Below are 22,828 nucleotides of genomic sequence, written 5' to 3'. Positions count from 1 at the left end.
TCTGGTTCTTTTAAACGACAACTTTGTTAGCTTTGCTTTATGAAGCACGTTCCTACCCCGCTTGATGGGGCTACACTCTGGCAGGACAACGCCCTGACGGTGGCCCGCTACGAGATGTCCGCCCTGGAGAAGAACATCCTGTACATGGTCATGGCCAGCATCAAAAAAGACGATGCGCCCAACACGCTCTACCAAGTGTCCGCCCGAGAGTTGATGGCCCTCACGGGGGAGACCATCAAAGTGGCTGACTTGCATCGCGCCACCAAGCGGCTCATCACCCGCTACTTTGAAACGACTCTGCCCAACGGGCACCTGCTGCAGGCGACGTTCGTCGCGTCGGCCGAGTACATGACCGGCCAGGGCATCATCGAGCTGGAGCTGAGCCAGAAGGTGCGCCCGCTGTACGTGGAGTTGAAGGAGCGCTTCACCACGATGCAGCTGCACACGGCGCTGACGCTGAACAGCAAGTACGCCAAGCGGCTCTATGAGCTGTTTTCCATGTACAAGAACCTGCCGGATAAGTCCTTCCGCATCGACGTGCAGCAGCTCAAGCAGCAGCTCGACATCATCGACCCTAAGACGGGCAAGGACCGCTACGAGAAGTGGACCCACTTCAAAAACCGGGTGCTGGACCCGTCGGAACACGAAATCAACGGCAAGGCCGACCTCTCCTTTAGCTATAAACCCCTCAAACAGGGCCGTAGCGTGACGCAAATCGAATTTCAGGTCCACTACCACCCCAAGCAGCAGATAGTGGCGTACGAGGGCCCAAACGCGGCCGTATTCGGCCGGCTCACGACCCACTTCGGCCTGCGCCCGGACCAGGCCCACAAAGTGCTGACCCTGCATTCGCTCGCCGACATCAACCGGCAGCTGCATAAGATTCAGCTGCGGGCGGCCAACCACGAGCTGGAAAACGTCGGCGCGTACACGGCCAAGCTCTTCGGCGTCTAGGCGGGGACGCCCGGCCCGGCTACTCGCCGGTGCTGCCCTGGCGGCCCTGCTGGATGCGCTGCCGGCGCTGCTGCTCCTGCTCGCGGGCCTGGGCCGGCCGCGGCGGGGCCGGGGCTGCCCCGGCGAAGAGCAATTCCAGGGCTTCCTGGAGGGCCTGCTTCTGCGAGTAGCTGTAGTCGCCCTGGACCCGGCGGGCGTGCACAAAATCGCGCAGCTGCTCCAGATGGCCCCGGCTCAGCACGAAGGTTTGCCGCACACCATCGGGCGCGGCACTGGCAGGAGCGGGCACGGCGGCGAGTACTGAAACAGGCTTCGTCTTCTCTGTTGTGTTACCGATGTTATCCGTGTTACTGGTATTACCAGTGTTACCAATATTACCGGTGATATATGCCGTTTCTGGATTTTCAGCTGCCTTTTTTTCTGGCGCGGGTACGTCGCTGAGGTCGAAAAAGTCGCGTTCCGACGTGGGCTTGGGCGCGGTTGACTCGCTGGGGCGGGGCAGGTTTTTGAAGGTCTTAGCCATGAGAAGCGAACGGATTAGCGGGTGAGAATCTCGGCCACCAGCGCCTGGTAGTCGGTGGCCCCGGCGCTCTGCGGGGCGTAGGTGAAAATGTCCTGGCCCAAGTGGGGGGCTTCGCCCAGGGCAATGCTCTCGCGAATGAAGCTGGTCAGGACCAGGCCCGGATACAGCGCCCGTAGTTCCTCGGCCGTCTCGCGGCGCAGAATTTTGCGGCCGTCGTGGCGGGTGAAGAAGATGCCGCCCACCGACAGACCGGGGTTCAGGCGCCGCCGCACCCGGCCGACCAGCTCCAGCACCTTCTCCAAGCCGTCAGCGGCGTACATCTGGGCTTCCAACGGCACATAGAGGGCCTGGGCGCAGGCGTAGGCGTTGAGAGTGACAAGGCCCAGGGCCGGCGGGCAATCCAGCAGAATGTAGTCGCAACGCTCGCGCAGGGGTTCGAGTAACTCCTTCAGCAGAAACTCGCGGTCCAGCTCGTCGCCCTTGACCTTCTCGAAACCTGACAGGGCCGGGGAGCCCGCCACCAACGCCAGATTCTCGTGCAGCGAGTAGGCTTTCAGGCGGTACTCGCCCAGCAACGCCCCGTACACGTTCTGCTCGGCATCGACCAGGCCCAGGCCTTTGGTCAGGTTGGCCTGGGGGTCCAGGTCCACCAGCAGCACCCGCTGGCCGGCCCGGGCGAGGCCCGCCCCGACGTTGGCCGTGGACGTAGTTTTGCCCACTCCCCCCTTTTGGTTTGTAAACGCGAGTATTTTGCTCATGGCGCAAACATACGCAACGGAGTGTTACCCGTGTTACTTATCGTACCAATGTTACCTATATTACCCGTGTTACTAATGTTACCGATAGCAATTTTTTCTCCTTGAAAAGCCAGTAGGATTCTGGAATTGGCCCACATACGCTTTTCGCTTACCGCACCTCACCACCCGCCTCATGCCCCGTCATCCCCTCCAGCGGCCCGCGGCCCGGCAAGCATCCGCCCCGCCCCGCGTGCTGCCCGCCACCTGGCTCCCCGACCTGACCACGGCCCGCTTTGCCTACAGCGGCTTGCAGCTCGACCTGTTGTTTTACTTTCTCTCCACGCTGGAAGAAGAGACGGCTACCCGCACGGTGGAGCTGTGGCTTGGTGGCTTTTCCGCAGCGGCGGGCAAAAAGCATAACTACAGCTACGTGGTGGCCGCAGCCGCGGCGCTGGTGGCTCAACCGCTGACCATCCGGGGCAAGCAGGAGCAGTACCGGCCGCTGCGCCTTTTCGACCGCATTCGTTCCGTGCCGGGACAGGGCCTGCTGCAAATCAAACTCGCCCGAACCGGCATCCCGCATCTACTCGAACTGCGCGACGTGATTCCCGCCACCAGTCTGCGGGCGTTTCTACAGCTTTCGAGCAAGCACACCAAGCGGATTTATGCCCTGTGCTGCCGCTACAAAGCCAAGGGGCGCACGCCCACCTTCACCGTGCCCGATTTCAAGCAGCTGCTGGGCTTACTGGATGAGCAGGGCCACGAAAAGCAGCGGGGCTTCACCTCTTTCCGCAAGCACGTATTGGAAGCGGCTATCGAGCAGATTAATGCCACCACCGACCTGCGGATTGACGCTCACTTGGAAAAACACGGCCGGGCTGTTTTCTACCTCGCGTTTACGGTGAAGTCCCAAGCCCTGCCCATGCTGCCACCGGCGGCGGGCTCGGATGCTCAGCTGCTTTCCTAACCGGCCCGGTAACCTTCTTCTAACTTGGTATTACCGGTATTACCAATGTTACTAGTATTACTTGTGTTACTGATGTTACCTGGCCAAAGTAAGATGGGAATAGGGTAAAATCGGGCTAAAATCGTTACTTTTGGTTGCTGCGTGTGCAGCCTGCCTTACCTGATTCTCATGACTTCTTCCAGCCAAGATGCTTACCAGGCCCTCCGGGACTACCTAAACGGGCTCCTTAACCCGTCGCTGGCTGACCAGGCGCTGGCCGACGTGCCGGCGGCCCTGCGTCCCGGTCTGGAGGTGTTTATGACGGGCAAAACCGAGTACCAGGACGAAGCGGGCCGGCGGATGATTTACGCGGCCGACCTGGCAGCCTGGGCGGCGGACCTGATTTATGGCGCGGGCCTGACCGCGCCCCTGCCCCTGGCCACCGTGGACGTGGCCGCGCTGCGGGCGGCCACCCTCCGGCACGCCGCATGACGTGGACGCAGCTTGAGGAGCTGACGCAGCGGGTGCAGCAGCTGCCAACCAGCCGGCAGCAGACCAGCCAGCAGCTTAGCCAGGTTATGGTGTCGGCGCACTCGACTATGATTGAGGGCTCCCGCGTGACGGTATTGGAAGCGTTTGACTTTCTGCTCGGGGCGGCCCCCACCCTGGGGCCGGGCAAGCCGCTGGCCGGCTACGACATGCTGGGCGACCACGCCCGCGCCCTGGACCTGGCCTTGCAGCGGGCGGATGCGCGGCAGCTGCCCGGCCCGGCCCTGCTGCGCGAGCTGGCAGCGGCCGTGATGCAGTCCACCGGCCGGCCGACCAACACGGCCCTGGGCACCGTGGACCCCACGCGGGGCGACCTGCGCCGGGGCAACGTGTTCATCGTCGGGGCCAGCTCTTTCCCGAACGCTCAAAAGGTGCCGGCCCTGGTCGCGGCGCTCAGCGGCGAGCTACGCGAGCGGATGCCGGTGGCCACCACGTTGCGCGAGCAGCTGGAGCTGGCCTTTGAAGCCCATCAGCGCCTGGTCAGCATCCATCCCTTCAACGATGGCAACGGGCGCACTTCCCGCCTGTTGATGAATTACGTGCAGCGCTACTATGGCCAGCCCCTGACCATTGTGTTCCGCGAGGACCGGCAGGCGTATTTCGCGGCACTGGAAGAAAGCCGCGTCGCGGATGACTTAACGGTATTCTTTGATTTTATGCGGGGTCAGCACGGCAAGTCATTGACATATCAGCTGACGGCTGCTGAGCCGTCAAAGCCCCTTTAATTTCAATGACGATAAGTGTTACCCGTGTTACTAATGTTATCAGTGTTACTGGTATTACTAATGTTACTTGTATGACCTCCACGGGTGGTCTGGATTAAACGTTTGGTGCAAATGGTAAGTGAGCAAGCTGCAATGACTGCCTGGCAGACAGTATAAGGGGGTACAGCTTGCCCTGGGCGGCGCGGGCCAGCCTCTCGTGCTAGCCGGCCACGCGCAGCTTGTCGTAGAGGCGTACCACGTAGGTGCGTACCGTGGCTGGGCCCAGCCCCAGCTGCGCGGCGATGGTTTGCTCGGTGTGGCCGGCCACCAGGCCTTCGAGTACCTGCCGCTCCCGCTCGCTGAGCAGGGCCGTTTGCAGGGAGACGGGCGTGAAGTAGGCCAGCATCTTGCGGGCTACCGACGGGCTCATCACGACTCCGCCGGCGGCCACGTCGAGCAGGGCCTGGCGGTAGGCCGGCAGCGGGGTGCCGCCCTTCACCACGCAGCCGCGCGCCCCCAGCCGCAGGGCCTGAAAAATGGTGTCGGCCGCGTCGTGAGTGGTTTGCCCCAGCACCCACAAGTCCGGGAGCTGCGCTATTAGCGCGGGCAGCGCCTGCAGGCCGCTTTCGCTGGGCAGGCCTACATCCAGCAGCAGCAACTGCGGCGGCTGATGCAGGTCGAGTTCGTGCCGGAACGCCTCGATGCTGCCGGCAACGATGACGCAGTCGAATTCGGGGCAGGCGCTGAGGTAACGGTGTAGCAGCTCACGAATAACGACGTCGTCTTCGACGATGGCCAGGCGCAGCGGGCCGACAGGAACGGGCGGCAAGACCTCACCCAAGGGCATGGCAGGAGAAAGCGAGGACACGGGGCGAATAGGTGAGGTAGGGAAAACAGTCGGTGCCCACGGCCTGAGCCAAAGCGGGTGCCGCAAAATTCGACTGCTCAGTTCAGTACCACACCACCACGCGTGTCCCTATTTATGGGGACACACTTCCTGTTTTATCAATAAAGCACAAGTAGAAATACTACGAATTATAGTATCGCCTAAAAAAGACACCTCCTGTACGCTTGCTGGTTCCCAATTGACGGGATATTTCCGCCGCCGGTGCCTTCCGGGCGTGGCGTTCTGGCCGGCAGGGCTTTGCCCTGAGTGCTTTATTCTGCTTACGCCGGCAGGTCCAGCGCCTGGAGCTGGCGCAGGGCGGGGGCGCTGTTTTCGTAGCGCTCGGTCCCGCAGTACACGTAGGGGGCGTCTCAGGAAACGGAAAAAATAGCACGTTAAGGCCTGGAAAGGGGCCGTAGGGGCTGAAACTTGCCAGCCGCCCGTTTCGTGCGCCAGGAATAGTCCCCGGTCAGGTTGATGTGCTCCCAGCCCAGCGGCGATAAGTAGGGCAACAGCGCCTCATCTACAGTCTGACCATGAGCCCACAAGGCTTGCACGGCACGTTGTATATATACTGTGTTCCACAACACAATGGCGGCCGTGAGCAGATTCAGACCGCTGGCCCGGTAGCGCTGTTGCTCGAAGCCCCGGTCCCGGATTTCGCCCAGCCGGTGGAAGAAGACGGCCCGGGCCAGCGCGTTGCGAGCTTCGCCTTTGTTGAGCCCGACCTGTACGCGGCGGCGCAAGTCGACGCTCTGCAGCCAGTCCAGAATGAATAAGCTCCGCTCGATGCGGCCCAGTTCGCGCAGGGCCACGGCCAGCCCGTTCTGGCGCGGGTAGCTGCCGAGTTTGCGCAGCATGAGCGAGGCGGTCACGGTGCCTTGCTTGATGGAGGTAGCCAGGCGGAGAATGGCCTCCCAGTGGGCCAGGATGTGGCGCACATTGAGGGTTCCGCCTAGCAGCGGCTGTAAGGCCTCGTACGCCGGGGAGCCCGGCGGCACGTACAGCTTCGTCTCGCTCAGGTCGCGGATGCGGGGCGCGAAGCGGTAGCTCAGCAGCGGCATCACGGCAAACAGGTGGTCGGTAAAGCCGGCCGTGTCGGTGTAGTGCTCGGCGATGCGCAGGTCGGATTCGTGGTAGAGCAAGCCGTCGAGCACGTAGGTCGCATCCCGCACGCCCACGTTAATCACTTGACTGCTAAAGGGCGCGTACTGGTCCGAGACGTGGGTGTAGAACAGCCGGCCCGGCTCGGCCCCGTACTTGGGATTGATGTGCCCGGTGCTCTCGGCGCGTCCCCCGGCCCGAAACCGCTGCCCGTCCGACGAGGACGTGGTGCCGTCGCCCCAATGGGCCGCGAAGGGCTGGCGCCCTTGGGCGTTGACCAGCTCGGCCAGGGCCAGCGAATAGGTGTCGTCGCGGATGTGCCAGGCCTGGAGCCAGGCGAGTTTGGCGGGGGTGCTGCCGGGGCAGGCCTCGGCCATTTTGGTCAGGCCCAGGTTCAGCCCATCGGCCAGCAGGGTGGTGAGCAGCAGGACGTGGTCCTTGGCCGGGGCCCCGGTCTTTAGGTGCGTGAAGTGGCGGCTGAACCCGGTCCACTCGTCGACTTCCAGCAGCAGGTCCGTAATCTTGACGTGGGGCAGCAGGCGCGCCACCTGGTCAATCAGGGCCTGGGCCGCCCCCGGCACGGCGGCATCCAGGGGCGTAATTTTGAGCCCCGCCGCCGTCAGGCTCGCGTCCGGCAATTCGCCGGCGGCGGCTAACTGGTTAACCGTCTCCAACTGCAGGGTCAGGTGGGCGAGGCGCTGGCGGAGGTAGTGTTCGCCGTCGGCTTCGACCGCCAGGGGCAGCTGGCCGGCTTCCAGCAGGGCGGCAAACGGCTGGGCCGGCACCAGGTATTCCTCGAAGTCCTTGAACTGGCGCGAGCCGACCACCCACATATCGCCTGAACGCAACGCGTTTTTGAGCTCGGCCAGGGCGCACAGCTCGTAGTGGCGGCGGTCCAGGCCGTCCGACGTCACCACCAGTTTTTGCCAGCGTTTGCTGATAAAGGCCGTCGGTGCATCGGCGGTCAGCTTACGAGCCCCGGTCGCGTTCAGCTCGCGCAACACGTCAATCGCCGCCAAGAGGCTTCTGGCCGCTGGGGCCGCCCGCAGCGGCAGGGCCGCCAGAAACGCGGGGGCGTAGCGGCGCACGGTGGCGTAGTGCTCGCTCACCCGGTGCAGAAAATCAAAGCCGGCGGGTTGGGCCAAGTGCTGCGCTTCGCCGACGCTCGCGGTGAAGTCTTCCCACGGCAGGACCGATTCGATGGCCACGAACGGGTCCGCCCCCGTCGTGCGGGCCGTGAGCAGGGCCTGGCCAATTTGCCCAAACAGGCGAAGCTGCTGGTTGATGGCCTTGCCTGCGGCCTGGAATTGCTGCTGGTGCTTGTTCTTCGCCGCGTTGAACACCTTGCCTATGATGCGGTCGTGCAGGTCGAGCAATTCGTCCAGCACCGTGGCCGTGCCTTCCAGTGCCAGGGCCACCAGCGTGGCCAGGCGACGAGCGGGCTCAAACCGGGCCAGGTCGGCCGGGGTCATCTGCGCCCCCTCGCGGGCAATTTTGAGCAGCCGGTTCTGGTGTACCCGGCGCGCCAGTTCAGCCGGCAGGCCCAGGTGTTGCCACGACGCGAGGCGGGCCAGGTGTTCCACCATCTGGCGCGACGTCGGGGCGGCGGGCGCTTGGCGGAGCCAGGCCAGCCAGGTCAGGCTGCTGCCTTCGCGGCGGGTGAGCAGGTCTTCCAGTCCCTGCCGGGTTTCCAGGGTAAGGCCCTCTGTCAACGTGTCGTAGAGCTGCCGATTGGCCCGCGTCAGGGCCTCCGCGCTGAGTCGTTCGAGGACGGCCACCGCGGGCAATAGGATGCCTTGGCGGCGCAAATGCCCCATCAGGGCCTGAACGAGTAGCACGCCTTTGTCCGTTTGCAGCGCAACGTCGGTTAGCCAGGGCACGGCGGCCCGATAATGCGGCAGGGCAAACGTCTGGAACCCGAAAGCCGCTTGCAGTTCCACCAGGTGCTCGCGCCGGGTTTGCTCACGCCGGCCATAGACGGCCCACTCCGGGGCCAGGAGCTTCAGTTGCGCGGCCACGAATGCGAGCAGGGAAGGGGCCGGCAACTGGTCCACACCCAACACGACGCCCGGAAAGCGCAGGTAGCAGAGTTGCATGGCGAAGCCCAGTCGGTTCGCCGCGCCGCGGTGCTGGTGAATTAACGAGAGGTCGGCCTCACTGAACGTGTAGTGCCGGATAAACTCCTCGGAGGTTTCAGGCAAGGCGAGCAGTTGCTCCCGCTCGGCGGCGGAGAGCGTAGAACGACGAGGCATAGGCAACTGGGGAGTGAGCAGACCGATAGGCTACAAGGGGCATTCATCCCTTCTATGCCAGCACAAGTCAATGTAAAGGCTGTTTCTGAATGTACAGTAAAACGAAGGTTTTTTTGTGTACAACGGCATCCCGCCGGCAGGCAATGCCGCCGACACCCCTTACATGCGCTATCTAAATATCGAAACCAGCCTCTACCCACTGGTGCAACAGGCCACCGGTAGCCCGTACCGGCAACTCAAGCCCTTCGACAGCCGTCGCTACAATAAGATATTGGAACGGCGAGGCATCGACTCCCAAACGCTGGGCCCGGGCCCGGCTTCACCTGCGATAGGGGGTAACAAGCGACCGTTAACGCCAAAGGTCACCCGCCCACGCGCGGTCCGCTAATGAAAACTGCGCAACGGCTGCGCGGGCAGAAACTGCGGGCTCACCCCGGGCAGCGCGTTGCAGGCCCGCACGAAGGTGTGGCCGTGAAACACGTAGTACCGGGCGTTTTGTAAGCTGTCGGGGAGCGGGCGGTCTTGGCGCAAGGCGGCCTGAAACAAGCGCACGTAGGTTGGGGCGTAATCCGACCGATAATAGGGGTGGTTGATGGCCAGTAAGGGATGTTCCAGTGGCGGCTGCAAGTTGATTTGTTCCATGTCGGCGTAGTATTCGACCACGGCCTGGAAACGGTACCCCTGGCGGCGGCAGCGTTCTTCCACGCTTTGTAGGGAGGCACACCCGCGGCCATGGCAGTACGGTGCCCAGAGGTAAACCAACGTTGTGTCGTTCGCGGGCAGGGTTTGGAGCAAGCTTTGCGCAGTAACGGCATACAACAGCCCGTTGGCAACCGTGGAAATGGGCTCGTTTACCGGCAAAAACCGAATTTTTGCCCGCTCCAAGTCGGGTAGCCGGGCGTAGCCGCTGTGAAAGCCCGGCGCGTGGGTAATGACACAGCCGGTCAGCAGGAAGGCGCCCGACAGGAGTGCAAGTACTAAGCGTTTCATGGCGGTTGAAAGCAGTAATATGAGCGTTCACAAAATCGGCCAGCACCACTGACAGGATGGTTCAAACGGGCATTACTCCGTTCACTTTTCAGGGCGCTGGGTAGAGCACCAACTGATTTTCTGCCTGCAACCAAGTGATGGCCTGCCGCCACGGGTGGAGCTTGCGAACCGCCCGACTCGCCAGCAGGTGCCACGCCTCGCCGTTGGTGTGGGTTTCCAGTACCTCGCCGGTTTCCGTCAGCAAATAGCCCATCGCGGTGCCCGGCAAAAATTCGACCTGTTCAAAGCTAGTGAAGGGAGGGGCGAACACCGGGTGCCACTGCCCGGCCGTCAAGCGCAGCAAGCGTTTGGTTGGTAACGCCACGTACCCCAAATTGCCGTGGCTCAGGTGTGGTTTGCGGCCGGCCATGGTTACCCATAGTTCGCCGGTACCAGCCTGAGAGAGTGATTGTACGTCGACCGTATCTGGGGTGTCGACCAGTTTAGTAGGTGGTTGTAAGCTGGCCGGCAACACGTAGATGTTGCCCGCAGTAGCGCTCATAACTGAACTCGGGAGAGTGGGCATTCGGTCGCTGCCGAAGATGTAAAGGGTCGAATCCAGGGCGGACAGCTTCATGCCCGTTACGCCCCGGCTGAGGCGGATGCCATAGGGATGCAGCCGGGAATTCGTGGCCAACTGGGGGGTGCGGGTTGCCTCGGTGCCATAAATCCAGAGGTCGCCATCACCGTGCAAGGGAATGGGGCCGGCCTCTTGGCGGGCGTACGTGCCCACCACAAAATTGCCTCCGACGGCGGCGAGGGCCGTGGGGTAGAAGTTGGTCGGTATCGGGTGGGTATCCCAGGTGCTGCCCTGATTCGGCGTCAGGGCAACGAAGGCCTGCTGGCCCTTGTTGGCGAAGTAGCGATGAAAGGACAAGAGCCCAAGTGGCGTGTGCGTGAGCACTGTCGCGTGGGGCGAAGCCGGGTCTGCAGTGCGATACTGCTGCCACGCAGAACGGCACGAGAGCAGCACCCCACTGGCCAGCAACAGCACGCCCAGGCCGGAGGTCAGGCGGCGAACGGCAAGGGGGCGACGTCCCTTCCATGCCAGCCAGAGCAGCAGGAGCAGGGGAAGGACGGCCGCCCCAACGGCCTCCTTTTGGAGGGGTTTTGCGTCTGCTTGCCCTATGCCAACCAGGGCCCCGTGGGTTTGGTCGCGAAAGTAAAAATGGGAAACGGTGAATTCCGACGGGGTCTCCACACGCGTGGTGCGCTGCCCATTAAAGCGATACAGTTGCCCCGTTTGGGTCAAAACATAGCCCGAAGAATCGGTTAAAAACTGAAAGTCCTTCAGCGGAGGAAGGGTGCTGAATGTAAAGGTTTTCATGAGGGCTACCAAAAAACACCCACCTGGGTATCGGGCATGAAGGCACAAAAGTTGCTCCATGGTGGAGCAGTTGGCGGGTTAGTTCGCCGCATTCAGCAGCTTGGCAAGGGTGCTTTGCAGTTCCTCGCCGCGCAGGTTCGTGGCCACAATTTTGCCCTGCGGGTCGAGCAGGAAGTTCTGGGGAACGGACTGGATGCCGTATGCCTGCGCCACGGCGTTGTTCCACGACTTGAGGTCGGACACCTGGGTCCACGTCAGGCCGTCTTTGGCGATGGCGCGGAGCCAAGCCTCGCGGCCATTGGGGTTGTCCAGCGACACGCCGATGACGGTGAAGCCTTTGCCTTTGAACTCGTTGTAGGCCTTTACGACGTTGGGGTTTTCTTGGCGGCAGGGGCCGCACCAACTGGCCCAGAAATCAATCAGCACGTACTGGCCGCGCAGGCGACTGAGCGTCACGGGCACGTTGTCGGGGGTGTTTTGCGTGAAATCCGGGGCGATGGCCCCCACGGCCACCTGTTGCAGCCGCTTTATCCGCGCGCCGATGCGCTGGCCGCGCGGGGAAGTTCGCAGGCCCTCGTTTAGGCCCTGGTACCACCCGGCATAACGCTCCAGGTCGTGCTTGCTCCACTCCAGCTCCTGCAGCACGAACAGGCTGAACCGTGCGTCCGGGTGCGCCGTCACGTAATCGGCCCGTACCTGCTGCTGCGCGGCCTCGATGGCCTCAAGGCCGGCTTCGAGCTGCGGCTCGGTGGCGTGGCTCTTGCGCAGGGCGGCAGCTTGGTCGTTGAGGGGCTTGAGCGAGGCTTGCAGCCGGGCGAATGCGTCGTTGAGCGGCGTCCCCCGCACGACGGCTTTCGCGGCCGAGTCAGGGGTGGACCAGGTCAAGGTGCCTTGTTCCAGGAAAAAAGGGTACAAGGTATAATCGCGCGATTTCTTATACGAGGTGCCGTGGTGACTCAGCGCCAGGGTGGCCCCTGCCGGCTCGGCGAGGGTGCCCCGAAACTCGAAACGGCCGTTTTTCACGGCGACGGAATCTTCCCCAAACCCGTTGTTGGGAAGGCCCCAGTGCAAGTATACCTTGGTGACGCCGGCCTTAGCCCCGACGGTTCCTTTCAAGACAAAGTGTTCGGTTTGGGCCTGGGCCAGCGTGGGCAGCAGGAGTAAGGCGCTGTAAAGGAGGTTTTTCATGAATGCAGTGGGTTGGGGGTTGTTAAATGAATGGGCGAGCCTTTCGACTTGGCAGCCAAGCCGCTTATTTCCTGACGTCAGAGTGGCTTCAGCACGACGCGCCGGTTGCCGGCACGCTCCCTGGGTTGGCTGTTGTCGGCCACCGGTCGGGAGCCCCCGTATCCAACCGCTCGCAAGCGACTGGCCGCTACGCCGTGGTTGGCCAGGTACGCGCACACGGCCGCGGCGCGTTGCTGCGAAAGCCGCAGGTTGATAAGCGGGTTGCCCTGGTTATCGGTATGCCCCTGGACTTCGAGGCGCAGGGTCGGGAGCCTGGCCAATGCTTGCGCCAGGGTGTCGAGGCTACCCCGTACAGCCGGCAGTAAAGCAGATTGGCTTTGCTCAAAATACAGTGTGCCCATCGTCATTTTTTTGCCCGTGGCCAAGCGAGCCGCCACCGCTGCTACCCGGCCCGCATCGAGGGGTGCGAGTGCGTTTGGAACGAGCGGCCGGCTCGCCCTCATGGCTAAATAGCTGCGCGGGCGGGAGGTTACAAAGGGCTCGGTAGCGGGTTGTACCACCACCACGCTCGTGGTAGCCGCTGGCTGCTCGGCCGGTCTAGATGGGGGGCTGAGGGGAATAGCTGCTACTGGCTGTGGGACCGGGGGAAGGCGCGGGGCGGCGCTGAATAAATAGCGCGTCGGGATGACAACGGCCTCGCCTTGGCCTGCTAACAAGCCTCCCCGATTGCGCTCGGTGGCGGCATCAGCCGGCGCAGCGGGCGGTTTCCAGGCCAGCTGCACCCGGCTAGCGGAGTCGGCCTGGCAATAGTCCAGCCGCAAGGGGTATGCTTCCCCGGCGCGGAGGGTAATGGCGATTTGGTAGTAACTCTGCCCGTGGTTCCGCCAATCGTCGAGTAGCGGGCGGTTGCCCAACCACAAGCGCACGCCGTCATCCGCACTGATATGCAACACGTAAGGTCCCGTGCTGGGGGGCACCAGCCAGCCTGTCCAACGCACCGAAAACTGCTCGGCGGCCACCCCAGCCACCGGGTGGTGTTCGTGCCAGTCAAAATTGAGCATCTCGTCGCGGCGGGTCGAGACATACCGCTCGAAGTTGCGGCCCTCGTAATAAGCGCCTTGCAGGCCGTCGCCCACCGGGACCTGCGCCTGCCCGCCGGTAACCGGCGCCACAGCCAACCACCACCCGAAACTCCATTGGTACCAAGTCATGCGGGGAGGATAATGGATTTTAGAAAGTGGTTGCTAAACGGGGTTATTTGTTGGCCTTCTTGTAGCAGCAAGGAAATCGAACGAAGTGCCTCCTTTTTCGGCCTCCCTACCAGTAGGTGTTTGCAGCCAAAAGCTGCTGGGGGGCGATTAATGCTGGGAGGGCCATCCTACTGTTGGAGTGCTTGCTCAATAGCCTCCGTGACAGCTGGCCCCGAGGAGGGACGAGGGGCAGCGGTTAGCTGAATGCGTCCATCACGGCCAATCAGCAGATAGGTGGGAAAACTTTGCACATTATAGGCGGCTGCCACCGTGGGGTCAGGGCTGCGCAAGGCTACTTGTGCCGGCCCCGCCAGGTGTTCCGTTGCCACCACCCGTTGCCAAGTTGCCGCGGCATCGTTTACCGCAATGGAGACGAAGACGACCTCGCGCCCCGCAAATTGTTGCAGCAGGCGGGCGCGGGCGGGTAATTCCTGCCGGCAGGGTGCGCACCAGGTTCCCCAGAAATCGAGGTACACAACTTTGCCTCGAAAATCATGCAGAGAGACGGCGTGACCACTTTGGTCGAGCAATGTAAAGGTGGGCGCTGGTTGGCCCGGCTGCATCCGCAGTTCCCGCTGCACAAGTTGCCGCATGTTGCGGCTCAAGGTCGAATCCCGGTTGAGCGTCCGAAAGACCGGGTAGGCGGCCAGCAGCGCAGTGGGTGCCTGGAAAGTCAGCATCTGATACATGGCCCAATCCCGGGCGCGGGAAGGGCCAAAATCCGTGGTGGCTTGCGCGTAAAGCCGGCGCACCTCGGCGGAGTCGGCCGGTAGCGGACCGTTGGGCAGTAGCCGCCCTCCATATGCCGCTAATAAGCGCAGAACGGGTTCCCACTCCACTTGCTCATCGAGCTGCCGACGGGGAAGTGCTTGGAGAAAATCATAATAGCCCACCGGTACCTCGGCAGCCTGCTGGGTTGCCTCGCGGTGGTACCCGGGGAAATCCAGCAGGTGGCGCGCCCATTCCACGTCAATTTCCAACCCGGCCTGTTGCTGAAAGGCCAGTGGCAGCGGGTGAGCCGCCCCGTAAGTGGTTAAAAAGGCGTGACGTTTCTGGCGAAATGCGTCCGCGAGCTGGCGCATTTGCGGCGCGGTCGTGACGGGGGTACGCTGGTCCTGCGGCCGCGGGCCGGCGTGGCCATACTCAAAGCGCGACAAGGACTGGGCCAGGTAATTATTCGCGGTGGCGCCGCGCCCGCCGTAGCGCAAGGACGTTTCGAAATACAGAAAATCCAGCACCAGGCGCAGGCGGTCGCCGGGGGTGAGATAGAGTGCCGTACGTTGCCGGGCATAAGCGAGGGAAGCGAAGCTGGCTTCGCTTAGTCCGTTGACTATCAATTTAAAATCACCCCCCGGGCCGACTACGGCTTTCGTCTGCTGGTGCCCGCAATAGAGGCGAATGGTATCGCCCGCCGGGGCGTGGTCAAGGTGCCCCTCAACGATGGTCACAACTGGCGAAACTCTGGACAATTGGGTTGCCCCCAGGGCGAAAAACGAAGTAACGCCAACTACAAGCAGCAGGAACAATTTGCACATAAGGGGTCAGCTGGCAAGAGACAATACAACCCGTCATCTTTCAGGAATACGACTTTCTTGGAAGTCAGCAACCCGCTTGATTAAGGCGATGACAAATGTACAACGTATCTTTGCGTTATACAACGTAAAGATACGTTTATATGGCGCAAAAAGCAGTTTTCTCTGGCTACTACCTTTGACAATCCCCACGCTGCTTTGAAATCCTTATTGGTAAATTAGTCATTGATAATTAAGGGTTTGTATCAACTTTTGCTATTCGAGAGTCTGGTAATTTATGCCAAACGACGTATCATGCTCACCATCATTTCCTTCAATTTAACGCCCTAAACTGTTCAGTGTAACTAGACCACCTCACGGCGTGTTCGGGCTCAGTAGCAAGCCTGCGGACTACTACTTTTCCACCACCACCACTCCTATATCCGTTAGCTTGGAAGGTGAGCCGTTGTCGAACACGGGCTGGGGGTTGATGTGCACCTGGTTGGCATCAAAGGAGCCCATTGCCGCAATCAGATGCTGCGCCTGCATCAGCTTCGCCCGGCTAAAGAGCTCCCCGGACTTCAATGGCAGGGTAGCCAGCACGGCTTGGGAATTGGTTTTCTGGTTGCCCTGCAGCGTAATCGTACGCAAGCGGACCTGCGGGCCTTCCACCATTGTTAGCGCCAAATCAATGGTGCCATTGGCCTGAGGGGTAGCTGTTGGGATGAGGCTAAAGAACATGTAACCCTGGTTCATGTACTGCGACGTGATGTCGCGTCCGTCGGGGAGAAAATTCAGCCGGGATTCAATGACTTGGGCGTTGTAAACGTCGCCCGGCTGCAGGCCCAGCAATTGGTTGAGCCGGTTGGTGGAGAGCACCGTATTGCCTTGCCAGCGGATACGGTTAATTTTGGGTCCTACGATGGCGGAAGCGGCGGTCAAGGGGAGCATAGGCGCTGCCTCTGTCGCGGGATTCCCAAAGCTGGCAGTAGACAGCCAGACGCTTAGCGCAACCGGCAGCACTAACAGATAGCGAAGCTTCTTGGTGGGCGAAGCGGGGGGCTGGGTGAGAAACCGAAGGCGCAACACAATCTGTTTGTTGGTGAAGGCGTGGCTCAGCACCGGCGCGGCCTGAGCAGAAGCGAGCCGCAGCAGCAGCCGACGGTATTGGGAGACCAAATGAGAGTGCTGGGCCACCTGGGCGTCGGCTAAATACTCGTGCACGTTCCGGAGTTCGCGCTTCAGGTACCCCACCAGGGGATGAAACCACAAAAGGGCGCCCACGAGCTCGGCAAACAGGATGTCGAGCGAATGATGCTGCTCTACATGCATCTGCTCGTGCCGTAATAACTGCGCGCGTTCCAAGGGACTTAACGTCGCGTGGTCAGGCGACAGAAACACGTACCGTCCGAAGGAAAACGCCCCCTGCCCGGCAGTAGGTAATTCCACCAGCCAAAAGGTCCCTATTCGAGTTCGGGGGGACTGCCGAATCAGCTGATAGAGCCCGCGAAGGCTGCGGCCAATACGCCATAGCCGAAGCAGCGCTCCCAGCCCGTAGACCGTCACGGCCACCACGCCCAGCGTCCCCAGCCAGTCCCAGCTAGATATTAAGCCCGCAGGGGTGCCAATCACCAGGTGCTGGGCCGACCACTGCAGCACCCAAGGCTTCAGCGTGGTACCCGCCTGGGCCACAGGTGGCCGCAAATGGCGCAGCACGTCCGGCAACCCCAGCAGCGGCAGGACTAGGCTGGCGGCCAGGCTACCTACCAAGTACCCACGACTCCAGAGAAAGCTCGACAATCGGGCCAGTGCAAACCGGTAGAGGCCCGCAAACGCGGTCAGGCAGAAGCTGGCCTCCGCCAAGTACCACCAGAAGTTGCTACTCTCCATGGGCAGGGGAAGCGCTAGTGCCATCGGCATTGTCCAGTAGCTGTTGCATGTGCTGCACTTCATCCGGTGTCAGCTTCTCTTCCGCCACCATATAAGAAACCAGGGCCGCGGGCGAGTTGTCGAAGTACTGGCTGAGCATACGCCGAAACGTGGCGCCCCGGTAGGCGACCTTGCTGACGAGGGGGTAGTATTCGTAGGTCTTTCCGTAGGCCTTAAAGCCCACATAGCCCTTGCGCTCCAAAATGCGCACCACCGACGAGATGGTGTTATAGGGGGGCTTGGGTGAGTCGGGCAGTTGCTCAATGATATCCTTGACGAACGCCTTTTTCAGTTTCCACACCGCCTGCATGACGCGCTCCTCGGCCTTAGTTAATTCTTCCATGAGTCAAATATAAAACTGAAATTTCAGTTGTAAAACTGTTTTTTAAGTTAATTGACTCGCGCTTTTGTTAGCTCGCTCGATACTGATTCTGTATACGCTATAATGAGGAATGGAAAAGGAAGGTTAAAAGGATGATTTAAACCGGTGCAGGATGATGTCGAGCGGTAAGTGAAATCGTTGCTCAGGGGCTGGCGCAGGTCCGGCAGATAATCAGTGAAGACCACTTTCATTCGGATTTTCGGCTGTCAGGATGTCGGTGTGCGCTCTATCAGGGTAAGTTAAGCGGTAGCGGGTTGCCCACGGATGGGGCGAGTTAGAGCAAGAGGCTGTCGGCTGGGTAATAGCATATGAGTAGCAAAGCGTGGGACCTTATTGGCCGACCCAGCCAGCGGAATACGGGGCAGCGCTGGCGGCAGGGCGCCCAGACCGGCGCAATGGGACACGGCACGAACAGGCGCGCTTGCTCAGCAACAAGAGCTAACTATAGCCCCACTGACCCCGACGTGCGTATCCGCGTCAAACCCGGCAATGCCCGGGCCCTGAACTACCTCTGCAGCCTAGCTGTCGATACCGCCCACGGCGTCATCAGCCACGTGCAGGGGGACCTGGCTGACCAGCCCGACAGTTTCCACCTGCCTCGGCTGCTGTCGTGCTTACGCTGCTAGGCCGGCAAGGTGCTCTCGTTTCGCAAGCACGATACCCGGGCCGACGGGGTCTGGCTCAAGTTCTATTGGGCCACTTACTAGGAATGCCAGTAGTGCCCGTTAAGGCCCACCTGCGTGCCTGGCGCCAATCGTAAGCAGCTGAACCGCATCATATACGATGCGGCCTAACGCCGCGCCTAGTAGCGGCAGCAGACCCGGCGTGGTTAGCGCATACGGCGCGGGCGGCAGCGCCAAATCGAGCCCGTCTTCAGCAACCTGCTGCCCACTACGGCCTGCGCTGGATGAACGTGCGGGGACTGGCTGGGCCCCACAAAACGATGCTGCTCACGGCCATGGCTTATAACCTCAAAAAGCTGCTCAAACACTGCACGCCAACAGGCATGCTGGCCAGCGAAGCCGACTCTGCGAAGCGCCAATTTGGGCATGCGCCAAGCAGCTGCGTGTAGATGGAACCACCTAACCCGGGTTCTGGAACAGCTACGACCCTTTCGGTCAAATTCCTTAACGTGCTATTTTTTTCGTTTCCTGAGAGGAGCCCACGTAGGCTTCGTCGTAGCCGGTGATGCAGGCCGCGTTGAGCACGAGGCGGCGGTTGACGCGGATGAAATGGTCGGACAGGGAGGCGGGCAGCAGCTGGTCGAGCACGTAGGTGAGCGAGCCCCGCACGGGGTAGCCGGCCTGCTGCCCGGCCAGGTGCAGCGTCACGTAGTTCTTGCCGGCTTCCAGGCGCTGCACGGCCGTCCAGGACAGCTTGTGGGTGCGCTCGCCCAGCTTCACAAAGAAGAACGCGGGGCCGATATCTGACGAAGCCGCCGCCGGTAGCACCTCGGCCGGCAGCGGGGCCGGCTGATGGGTCGTGGCCCGGTCGAGCGCCAGCTGAATGGCGGCAAACAGCGCCCCGCTGCTCACGGGCTTCACCAGGTAGCCGCTGGGCCGCAGCTGGGTGGCCTGCCGCACGGTGTCGAGGTCGGAGTACGCGGTCAGGAAAATGAACGGGGGCCCGCCCTGCCCGGCCAGCTGCCGGCCCAGGGCCAGGCCGGTGCGGGCGGGGTCGGCGTGGCCCAGGTTGATGTCGAGCAGCACCAGGTCGGGCACCGGGGCGGGCGGGGCCAGGGCGGCCTGCGCCTCGGCGTAGGTGTAGCAGGTGGCGATGACGTGGTAGCCCAGGTCTTCGAGGGTGAGGCGCAGATTTTCGGCAATCAGGGCTTCGTCTTCTACGACCAGCACGGAGAGTTTACGCAGGTTTTCCATCGGGAAGGCACAGGTCGTAGTGGTAGGGCTGGCCGGCGGGGGTGTGCACCGTGGCCCCGAGCTGCCGGGTGAGCAGGGTGATAATCTGGGTGCCCAGGCCGGCGGGCGGGGGCGGGGTGCCGGCGGCAAGGCGGCCGTTGTCGAAGTAGGTGAGGCAGGTGGCCCCGGCTTCGTGGCGCAGGCGCACGCTGATTTCCAGCAGGTGGTCGGCCGGGTCGGCGTACTTGACGGAGTTGGTGACCCACTCGTTGAGGATGAGCGAGAGGGCCAGGTGGCTGCCGGCGGGCAGCGGGTGCTCGCCGGTTTGCAGGTGCGTCACCACCTGGCAGTCGGTGGCCAGGCAGCTCACCACCGAAGAAATCAGGCTGCGCAGGTAGGCGGCCAGGTCGGGGGCCTCGGGGTTGCTGAGCAGCTGGTTGTGCAAGGCGGCGATGCTTTCGACGCGCAGGCGGGCCGTTTGCAGGTGCGCGATGACTTCTTCGTTATCCGTGCGGCGCTCCTGCATTTGCAGCAGGCTGTAAATCATGTGCAGGTTGTTCTTGACGCGGTGCTGAATCTCCTTGTTGAGTAGCTCCACCTGGGCCACCTGCTGGTCGAGCTCCTGGTTTGACCCGGCCAGGGCCGTGTTGGCCTGCGCCAGCGCCCGCGCCTGCTGCCGCGAGCGGTGCCCCTGCCGGTAGAGGTAGAAGCTGAGCAGGGTGATAATGGTGAGGGCCGCTCCCAGGCCCCACAGCCCCCAGGTGCGGGCCCGCTGGCGGCTGGCCTCGTAGCGGCGCTGGCGCGCCAGGGCCTGTTCCTCGCTGCGCAGCAGGCTGCGGCGCACCTGCTCCACCTCGCCGCCGTTGTTGAGGCTGTCGTTGAGCAGGGCGGCGCGGGTGCGGGCGGCGTAGGCGGCCGGGTACTGGCCGGCGGCGGCGTAGAGCTCGGCCAGGTTGTGGCCGTAGTACACGCGGTCCATCAGGTTGGTGGCCCGCAGGCGGGCCAGCGAGTCGAGGTAGGGCGCGGGCCGGCGGCGGCGGTAGAACACGTCGAGGCGGGCCTGGGCCAGGTAGTAGTGGGTGAGGTAGTCGTAGGTTTCGGGGTCGTTGCGCACCCAGGGGCGGCGCACGAGCTGGCCCAGCAGGCTGTCGGCCAGGGCGTAGTTGCGCACCTGGGTAGCGGTGAGGGCCATCTCGACGGTGCTCGGCACCTGCCGCAGCAGGCTGTCGGGCTGGCCGGCCAGCTCCTGGCGCAGCTCGCGCAGCACCCGCACGGTGCGCAGGCTGTCGGGGACTTTGTCGTAGGCGTGGGCCAGCAGGAACTTGGCGTAGAAGTAGCGCCGGCGCTGGGCCGGCAGGCGGGCAAACAGGGCCGTGGCCTCCCGGAAGTAGGCCACCGTTTTCTGGGGTTCCTTGTTCCAGGCATCGTACACGCGGCCCCGGGCAAAGACGGCTTCGGCCAGCAGCAGCGTGTCCTGGGCGCGGTCGGCCAGCAGCTGGGCGCGGTCGTAGTAGCGCTGGGCGTGGGCGAAGCTGCGGTAGCCCTTCTTCTGGGCATACACCGAGTCGCCGGCGCGCAGCAGGCCGAAGAAGCGGGCCGCCGTAGCGGGCGCGGACTGGGCCCGGCCCGGCCCGGCCGCCGCCAGCCCGACGGCCAGCGCCAGCAGCCCCCGCCGGATGAGGCGGAAGGGCAGCGAGCCGCGCCCTGAAAGCGAAGAAATTATCCTGTTGAACACCGGCCAAAAGTACGGTAGTCGGGACGGGTGGCCGCCGGCCCCAACCTCAAAAAACGGCCGTTCGCACTCAATTATCGGGGCGGCCCGCGCAGCCTATCTGCGGCGGCGATGGCGGCCGGCGTCCCCGCCGGTGCGGCTGTCGGCGGCCGCCGGGCCCGCCGCGCCCCGTTTTTCGGGCCCCGACCTCAAATATTGCCCCTTCGACCTCAAATATCTTGACAAAGCAGCGCATACTGTCCTGTTTTGTACCTGAATTGCAGCAGCTCGCACGCCCGACCTCCCGCATCGTGCCTTTCTCCTTTTACGTCCTGAAACCAGGCGCGTTTTTCCGGCTCCGGCCATTTGCCCTATTTGCTATGCCCCAACCCTTACCCCACGCTGCTTCCTGGCCGGCCCGTCCCGGCCGCTTCCGGCCGCTGACGCTGCTGCTGACGCTGGCCCTGGCCGGCCCGGCCGCCGCTCAGCAGCTCACCAACACCGGCCAGACCCTGTACGTCGGCCCCGACGCGACGCTCTCCGTGCCCGGCAGCTACAGCCAGAGCGGCGCGGCCATCCTGCGCACGGCCGGCACCGCCCGCCTGGGCGGCAGCTTCGGCGGCGCGGCCGGCACCACCCTCGACCTGAGCACCGGCACGCTTGAAGCGGGCGGCAACGTGCAGCAGGCCGGCACCCTCAGCAGCACGCCTACCGGCACGCTGCGCCTGAATGGCGCGGCCGCCCAGACCCTGGATGCGCCGGGCGGCACCGTGGGCCAGCTCGTGCTCGACAAGCCCGGGGCCACCCGCGTGGACCTGCCTGCCGACCTGACCCTCACCGGCGGCCTCACGCTCAGCAGCGGGCTGCTGCGCACGGCCGCCGCCAGCACCCTCATCCTGGCCGACGGGGCCACGCTCATGGGCGAAGCCCCCGGCAACTACGTGCAGGGCAACCTGCGCGCCACCCGCACGGCTGTGAGCGGCACCGCGCCGGTAGTATTTCCCAACAGCGCCGCCATCAACCCCAACGGCAACGCGCTGGGCAGCGTGAGCATCACGCGCACGGCCGGGCTGGGCAACAGCAACAGCGCGGCGGCCAACCCCGGCGGCTCGCCCAGCAGCTCCATCGACCGCATCTGGCGCATCAGCGTTCAGAACCAACCCGCCGCCGGCACCCCGGCCACGCTCACGCTCAGCTGGCTGGCCGACGACGACGGCGGCCTGAGCACGCCCGCCCGCCGGGCCGCCGCCCAGGCCTTCCGCCGCGACGTGCCCGGCGGCCCGTTCGTGGCCGTGGGCCCGAGCCAGGATGCCACCGGCCGCAGCCTGAGCGTGGCGGCGGCGGCCTTTTCCGACTGGACCGTGAGCGCGGCTGTGGCCCCGCTGCCCGTCACGCTGGTGGCCTTCTCGGCCGAGCGGGCCGGCGAGGCGGCCCGCCTGCGCTGGACCACCGCCTCGGAAACCAACAGCGCCTGGTTTGAGGTGCAGGCCAGCCCCGATGGGCAGCAGTTCCGGGCCGTGGGCCGGGTGGCCGCCGCCGGCACCACCAGCCAGCGCCGCGACTACACCCTGCTCGACCCCAACCTGACGCGCTACGGCGCACCGGTGGTGTACTACCGCCTGCGCCAGCTCGACCTGGACGGTACGGCCCACTTTTCGCCCGTGCAAACGGTGGCCGTGCCCGCCGACGCTGCCGGCTGGCAGGCCGCCCTTTGGCCCAACCCGGCCGGCTCCGACCAGCTCGTGACCCTGCAGCTGCGCTCCCTTGAAACCGCCCCGCTGCAGCTGCGCCTGCTTGACGCCACCGGCCGCGAGTTGGCCCGCCGCACGGTGCCCGCTGCCGCCGCCCTGGCCCTGCCCGAGCTCGACGGCCTGGCCCCCGGCCTCTACCTGCTGCACCTGGAGCAAGCAGGCCACCGCCGCGCCCTGCGCCTGGTGCGCCAGTAGCGGCGGTCTGCTACCGCGTTTTTACTCGTTTTTATCAACTCCCT

Annotated in this window: 19 protein-coding genes; 6 read left to right on the top strand and 13 right to left on the bottom strand. The window is 63.5% G+C overall.

Annotated elements, in window-relative coordinates; genetic code table 11:
* Nucleotides 1-39 precede the first annotated feature (39 nt).
* On the top strand, nucleotides 40-954 hold the full coding sequence (locus GM79_RS12790; RefSeq protein WP_035564462.1) for a replication initiation protein: 915 nt from the start codon (nucleotides 40-42) through the stop codon (nucleotides 952-954).
* Nucleotides 955-973: 19 nt separating this feature from the next.
* Here the strand turns inward: GM79_RS12790 and GM79_RS12785 are convergent, their stop codons facing one another.
* Both GM79_RS12785 and GM79_RS12780 read right to left on the bottom strand, forming a co-directional pair.
* Nucleotides 974-1,477: a hypothetical protein gene (locus GM79_RS12785; RefSeq protein ID WP_035564460.1), complete on the bottom strand. Its 504-nt coding sequence runs from the start codon at nucleotides 1,475-1,477 to the stop codon at nucleotides 974-976.
* Nucleotides 1,478-1,491: 14 nt separating this feature from the next.
* A complete protein-coding gene (locus GM79_RS12780; protein ID WP_035564458.1) occupies nucleotides 1,492-2,235 on the bottom strand; it encodes a ParA family protein in 744 nt (247 codons plus the stop codon).
* Nucleotides 2,236-2,407: 172 nt separating this feature from the next.
* On the opposite strand from GM79_RS12780, the gene GM79_RS12775 reads away from it, so the two are divergent.
* The 3 genes from GM79_RS12775 (at nucleotide 2,408) to GM79_RS12765 (ending at nucleotide 4,434) form a co-directional block, all read left to right on the top strand.
* Entirely contained in the window at nucleotides 2,408-3,181 is a 774-nt protein-coding gene (locus GM79_RS12775; protein WP_035564456.1) for a replication initiation protein, read from the top strand.
* Nucleotides 3,182-3,349: 168 nt separating this feature from the next.
* Nucleotides 3,350-3,652, top strand: a complete 303-nt coding sequence (locus GM79_RS12770; protein WP_081867738.1) for a hypothetical protein — start codon at nucleotides 3,350-3,352, stop codon at nucleotides 3,650-3,652.
* Entirely contained in the window at nucleotides 3,649-4,434 is a 786-nt protein-coding gene (locus tag GM79_RS12765) for a Fic family protein (protein WP_051718850.1), read from the top strand. Before GM79_RS12770 ends, GM79_RS12765 begins: the two co-directional genes overlap by 4 nt.
* A 199-nt stretch (nucleotides 4,435-4,633) precedes the next feature.
* Here GM79_RS12765 and GM79_RS12760 read toward each other — a convergent pair whose 3' ends face one another.
* From GM79_RS12760 to GM79_RS12720, 9 genes are all read right to left on the bottom strand, one after another.
* Nucleotides 4,634-5,281: a response regulator transcription factor gene (locus tag GM79_RS12760; protein WP_152559981.1), complete on the bottom strand. Its 648-nt coding sequence runs from the start codon at nucleotides 5,279-5,281 to the stop codon at nucleotides 4,634-4,636.
* Nucleotides 5,282-5,694: 413 nt separating this feature from the next.
* Nucleotides 5,695-8,655, bottom strand: a complete 2,961-nt coding sequence (locus GM79_RS12755) for a Tn3 family transposase (protein WP_035564450.1) — start codon at nucleotides 8,653-8,655, stop codon at nucleotides 5,695-5,697.
* Between the two features lie 384 nt (nucleotides 8,656-9,039).
* Nucleotides 9,040-9,645 carry a hypothetical protein gene (locus tag GM79_RS12750; protein WP_035564448.1) on the bottom strand — a complete coding sequence of 202 codons (606 nt, stop codon included), beginning with the start codon at nucleotides 9,643-9,645 and terminating at the stop codon, nucleotides 9,040-9,042.
* Nucleotides 9,646-9,733: 88 nt separating this feature from the next.
* Entirely contained in the window at nucleotides 9,734-11,011 is a 1,278-nt protein-coding gene (locus tag GM79_RS12745; RefSeq protein ID WP_035564445.1) for a hypothetical protein, read from the bottom strand.
* A 78-nt stretch (nucleotides 11,012-11,089) separates the two neighbouring features.
* The gene (locus GM79_RS12740; protein WP_035564443.1) at nucleotides 11,090-12,199 is read right to left on the bottom strand and encodes a TlpA disulfide reductase family protein; all 1,110 of its coding nucleotides are present in this window, start codon (nucleotides 12,197-12,199) and stop codon (nucleotides 11,090-11,092) included.
* Nucleotides 12,200-12,276: 77 nt separating this feature from the next.
* A complete protein-coding gene (locus GM79_RS23125) occupies nucleotides 12,277-13,410 on the bottom strand; it encodes a PA14 domain-containing protein (RefSeq protein ID WP_051718849.1) in 1,134 nt (377 codons plus the stop codon).
* 167 nt (nucleotides 13,411-13,577) lie between these two features.
* Nucleotides 13,578-14,897 (bottom strand): TlpA family protein disulfide reductase, encoded by a 1,320-nt coding sequence (locus GM79_RS12730; protein WP_161787174.1) that lies wholly within the window; start codon nucleotides 14,895-14,897, stop codon nucleotides 13,578-13,580.
* Between the two features lie 477 nt (nucleotides 14,898-15,374).
* Complete coding sequence (locus GM79_RS12725) at nucleotides 15,375-16,850, bottom strand: M56 family metallopeptidase (RefSeq protein WP_161787173.1); 1,476 nt, start codon at nucleotides 16,848-16,850, stop codon at nucleotides 15,375-15,377.
* The gene (locus GM79_RS12720; RefSeq protein WP_035564437.1) at nucleotides 16,840-17,232 is read right to left on the bottom strand and encodes a BlaI/MecI/CopY family transcriptional regulator; all 393 of its coding nucleotides are present in this window, start codon (nucleotides 17,230-17,232) and stop codon (nucleotides 16,840-16,842) included. The genes GM79_RS12725 and GM79_RS12720 overlap by 11 nt, the downstream gene beginning before the upstream one ends.
* 503 nt (nucleotides 17,233-17,735) lie before the next feature.
* Between GM79_RS12720 and GM79_RS25480 the strand changes: the two genes are divergently transcribed.
* A complete protein-coding gene (locus GM79_RS25480) occupies nucleotides 17,736-17,897 on the top strand; it encodes a hypothetical protein (RefSeq protein WP_161787172.1) in 162 nt (53 codons plus the stop codon).
* A gap of 501 nt (nucleotides 17,898-18,398) precedes the next feature.
* Here GM79_RS25480 and GM79_RS23120 read toward each other — a convergent pair.
* Both GM79_RS23120 and GM79_RS12710 read right to left on the bottom strand, forming a co-directional pair.
* Nucleotides 18,399-19,148, bottom strand: coding sequence for a LytR/AlgR family response regulator transcription factor (locus GM79_RS23120; RefSeq protein ID WP_051718848.1), 750 nt, complete (start codon nucleotides 19,146-19,148; stop codon nucleotides 18,399-18,401).
* On the bottom strand, nucleotides 19,132-20,862 hold the full coding sequence (locus tag GM79_RS12710; protein ID WP_035564435.1) for a sensor histidine kinase: 1,731 nt from the start codon (nucleotides 20,860-20,862) through the stop codon (nucleotides 19,132-19,134). The genes GM79_RS23120 and GM79_RS12710 overlap by 17 nt, the downstream gene beginning before the upstream one ends.
* 356 nt (nucleotides 20,863-21,218) lie before the next feature.
* On the opposite strand from GM79_RS12710, the gene GM79_RS23115 reads away from it, so the two are divergent.
* Nucleotides 21,219-22,784, top strand: a complete 1,566-nt coding sequence (locus tag GM79_RS23115) for a T9SS type A sorting domain-containing protein (protein WP_152559980.1) — start codon at nucleotides 21,219-21,221, stop codon at nucleotides 22,782-22,784.
* Nucleotides 22,785-22,828: the final 44 nt, after the last annotated feature.

Source organism: Hymenobacter sp. IS2118 (assembly GCF_000715495.1).
GTDB lineage: Bacteria > Bacteroidota > Bacteroidia > Cytophagales > Hymenobacteraceae > Hymenobacter.
The sequence above is the reverse complement of the archived record's forward strand: the minus strand, read 5'-3'. Positions and strand labels throughout refer to the sequence as shown.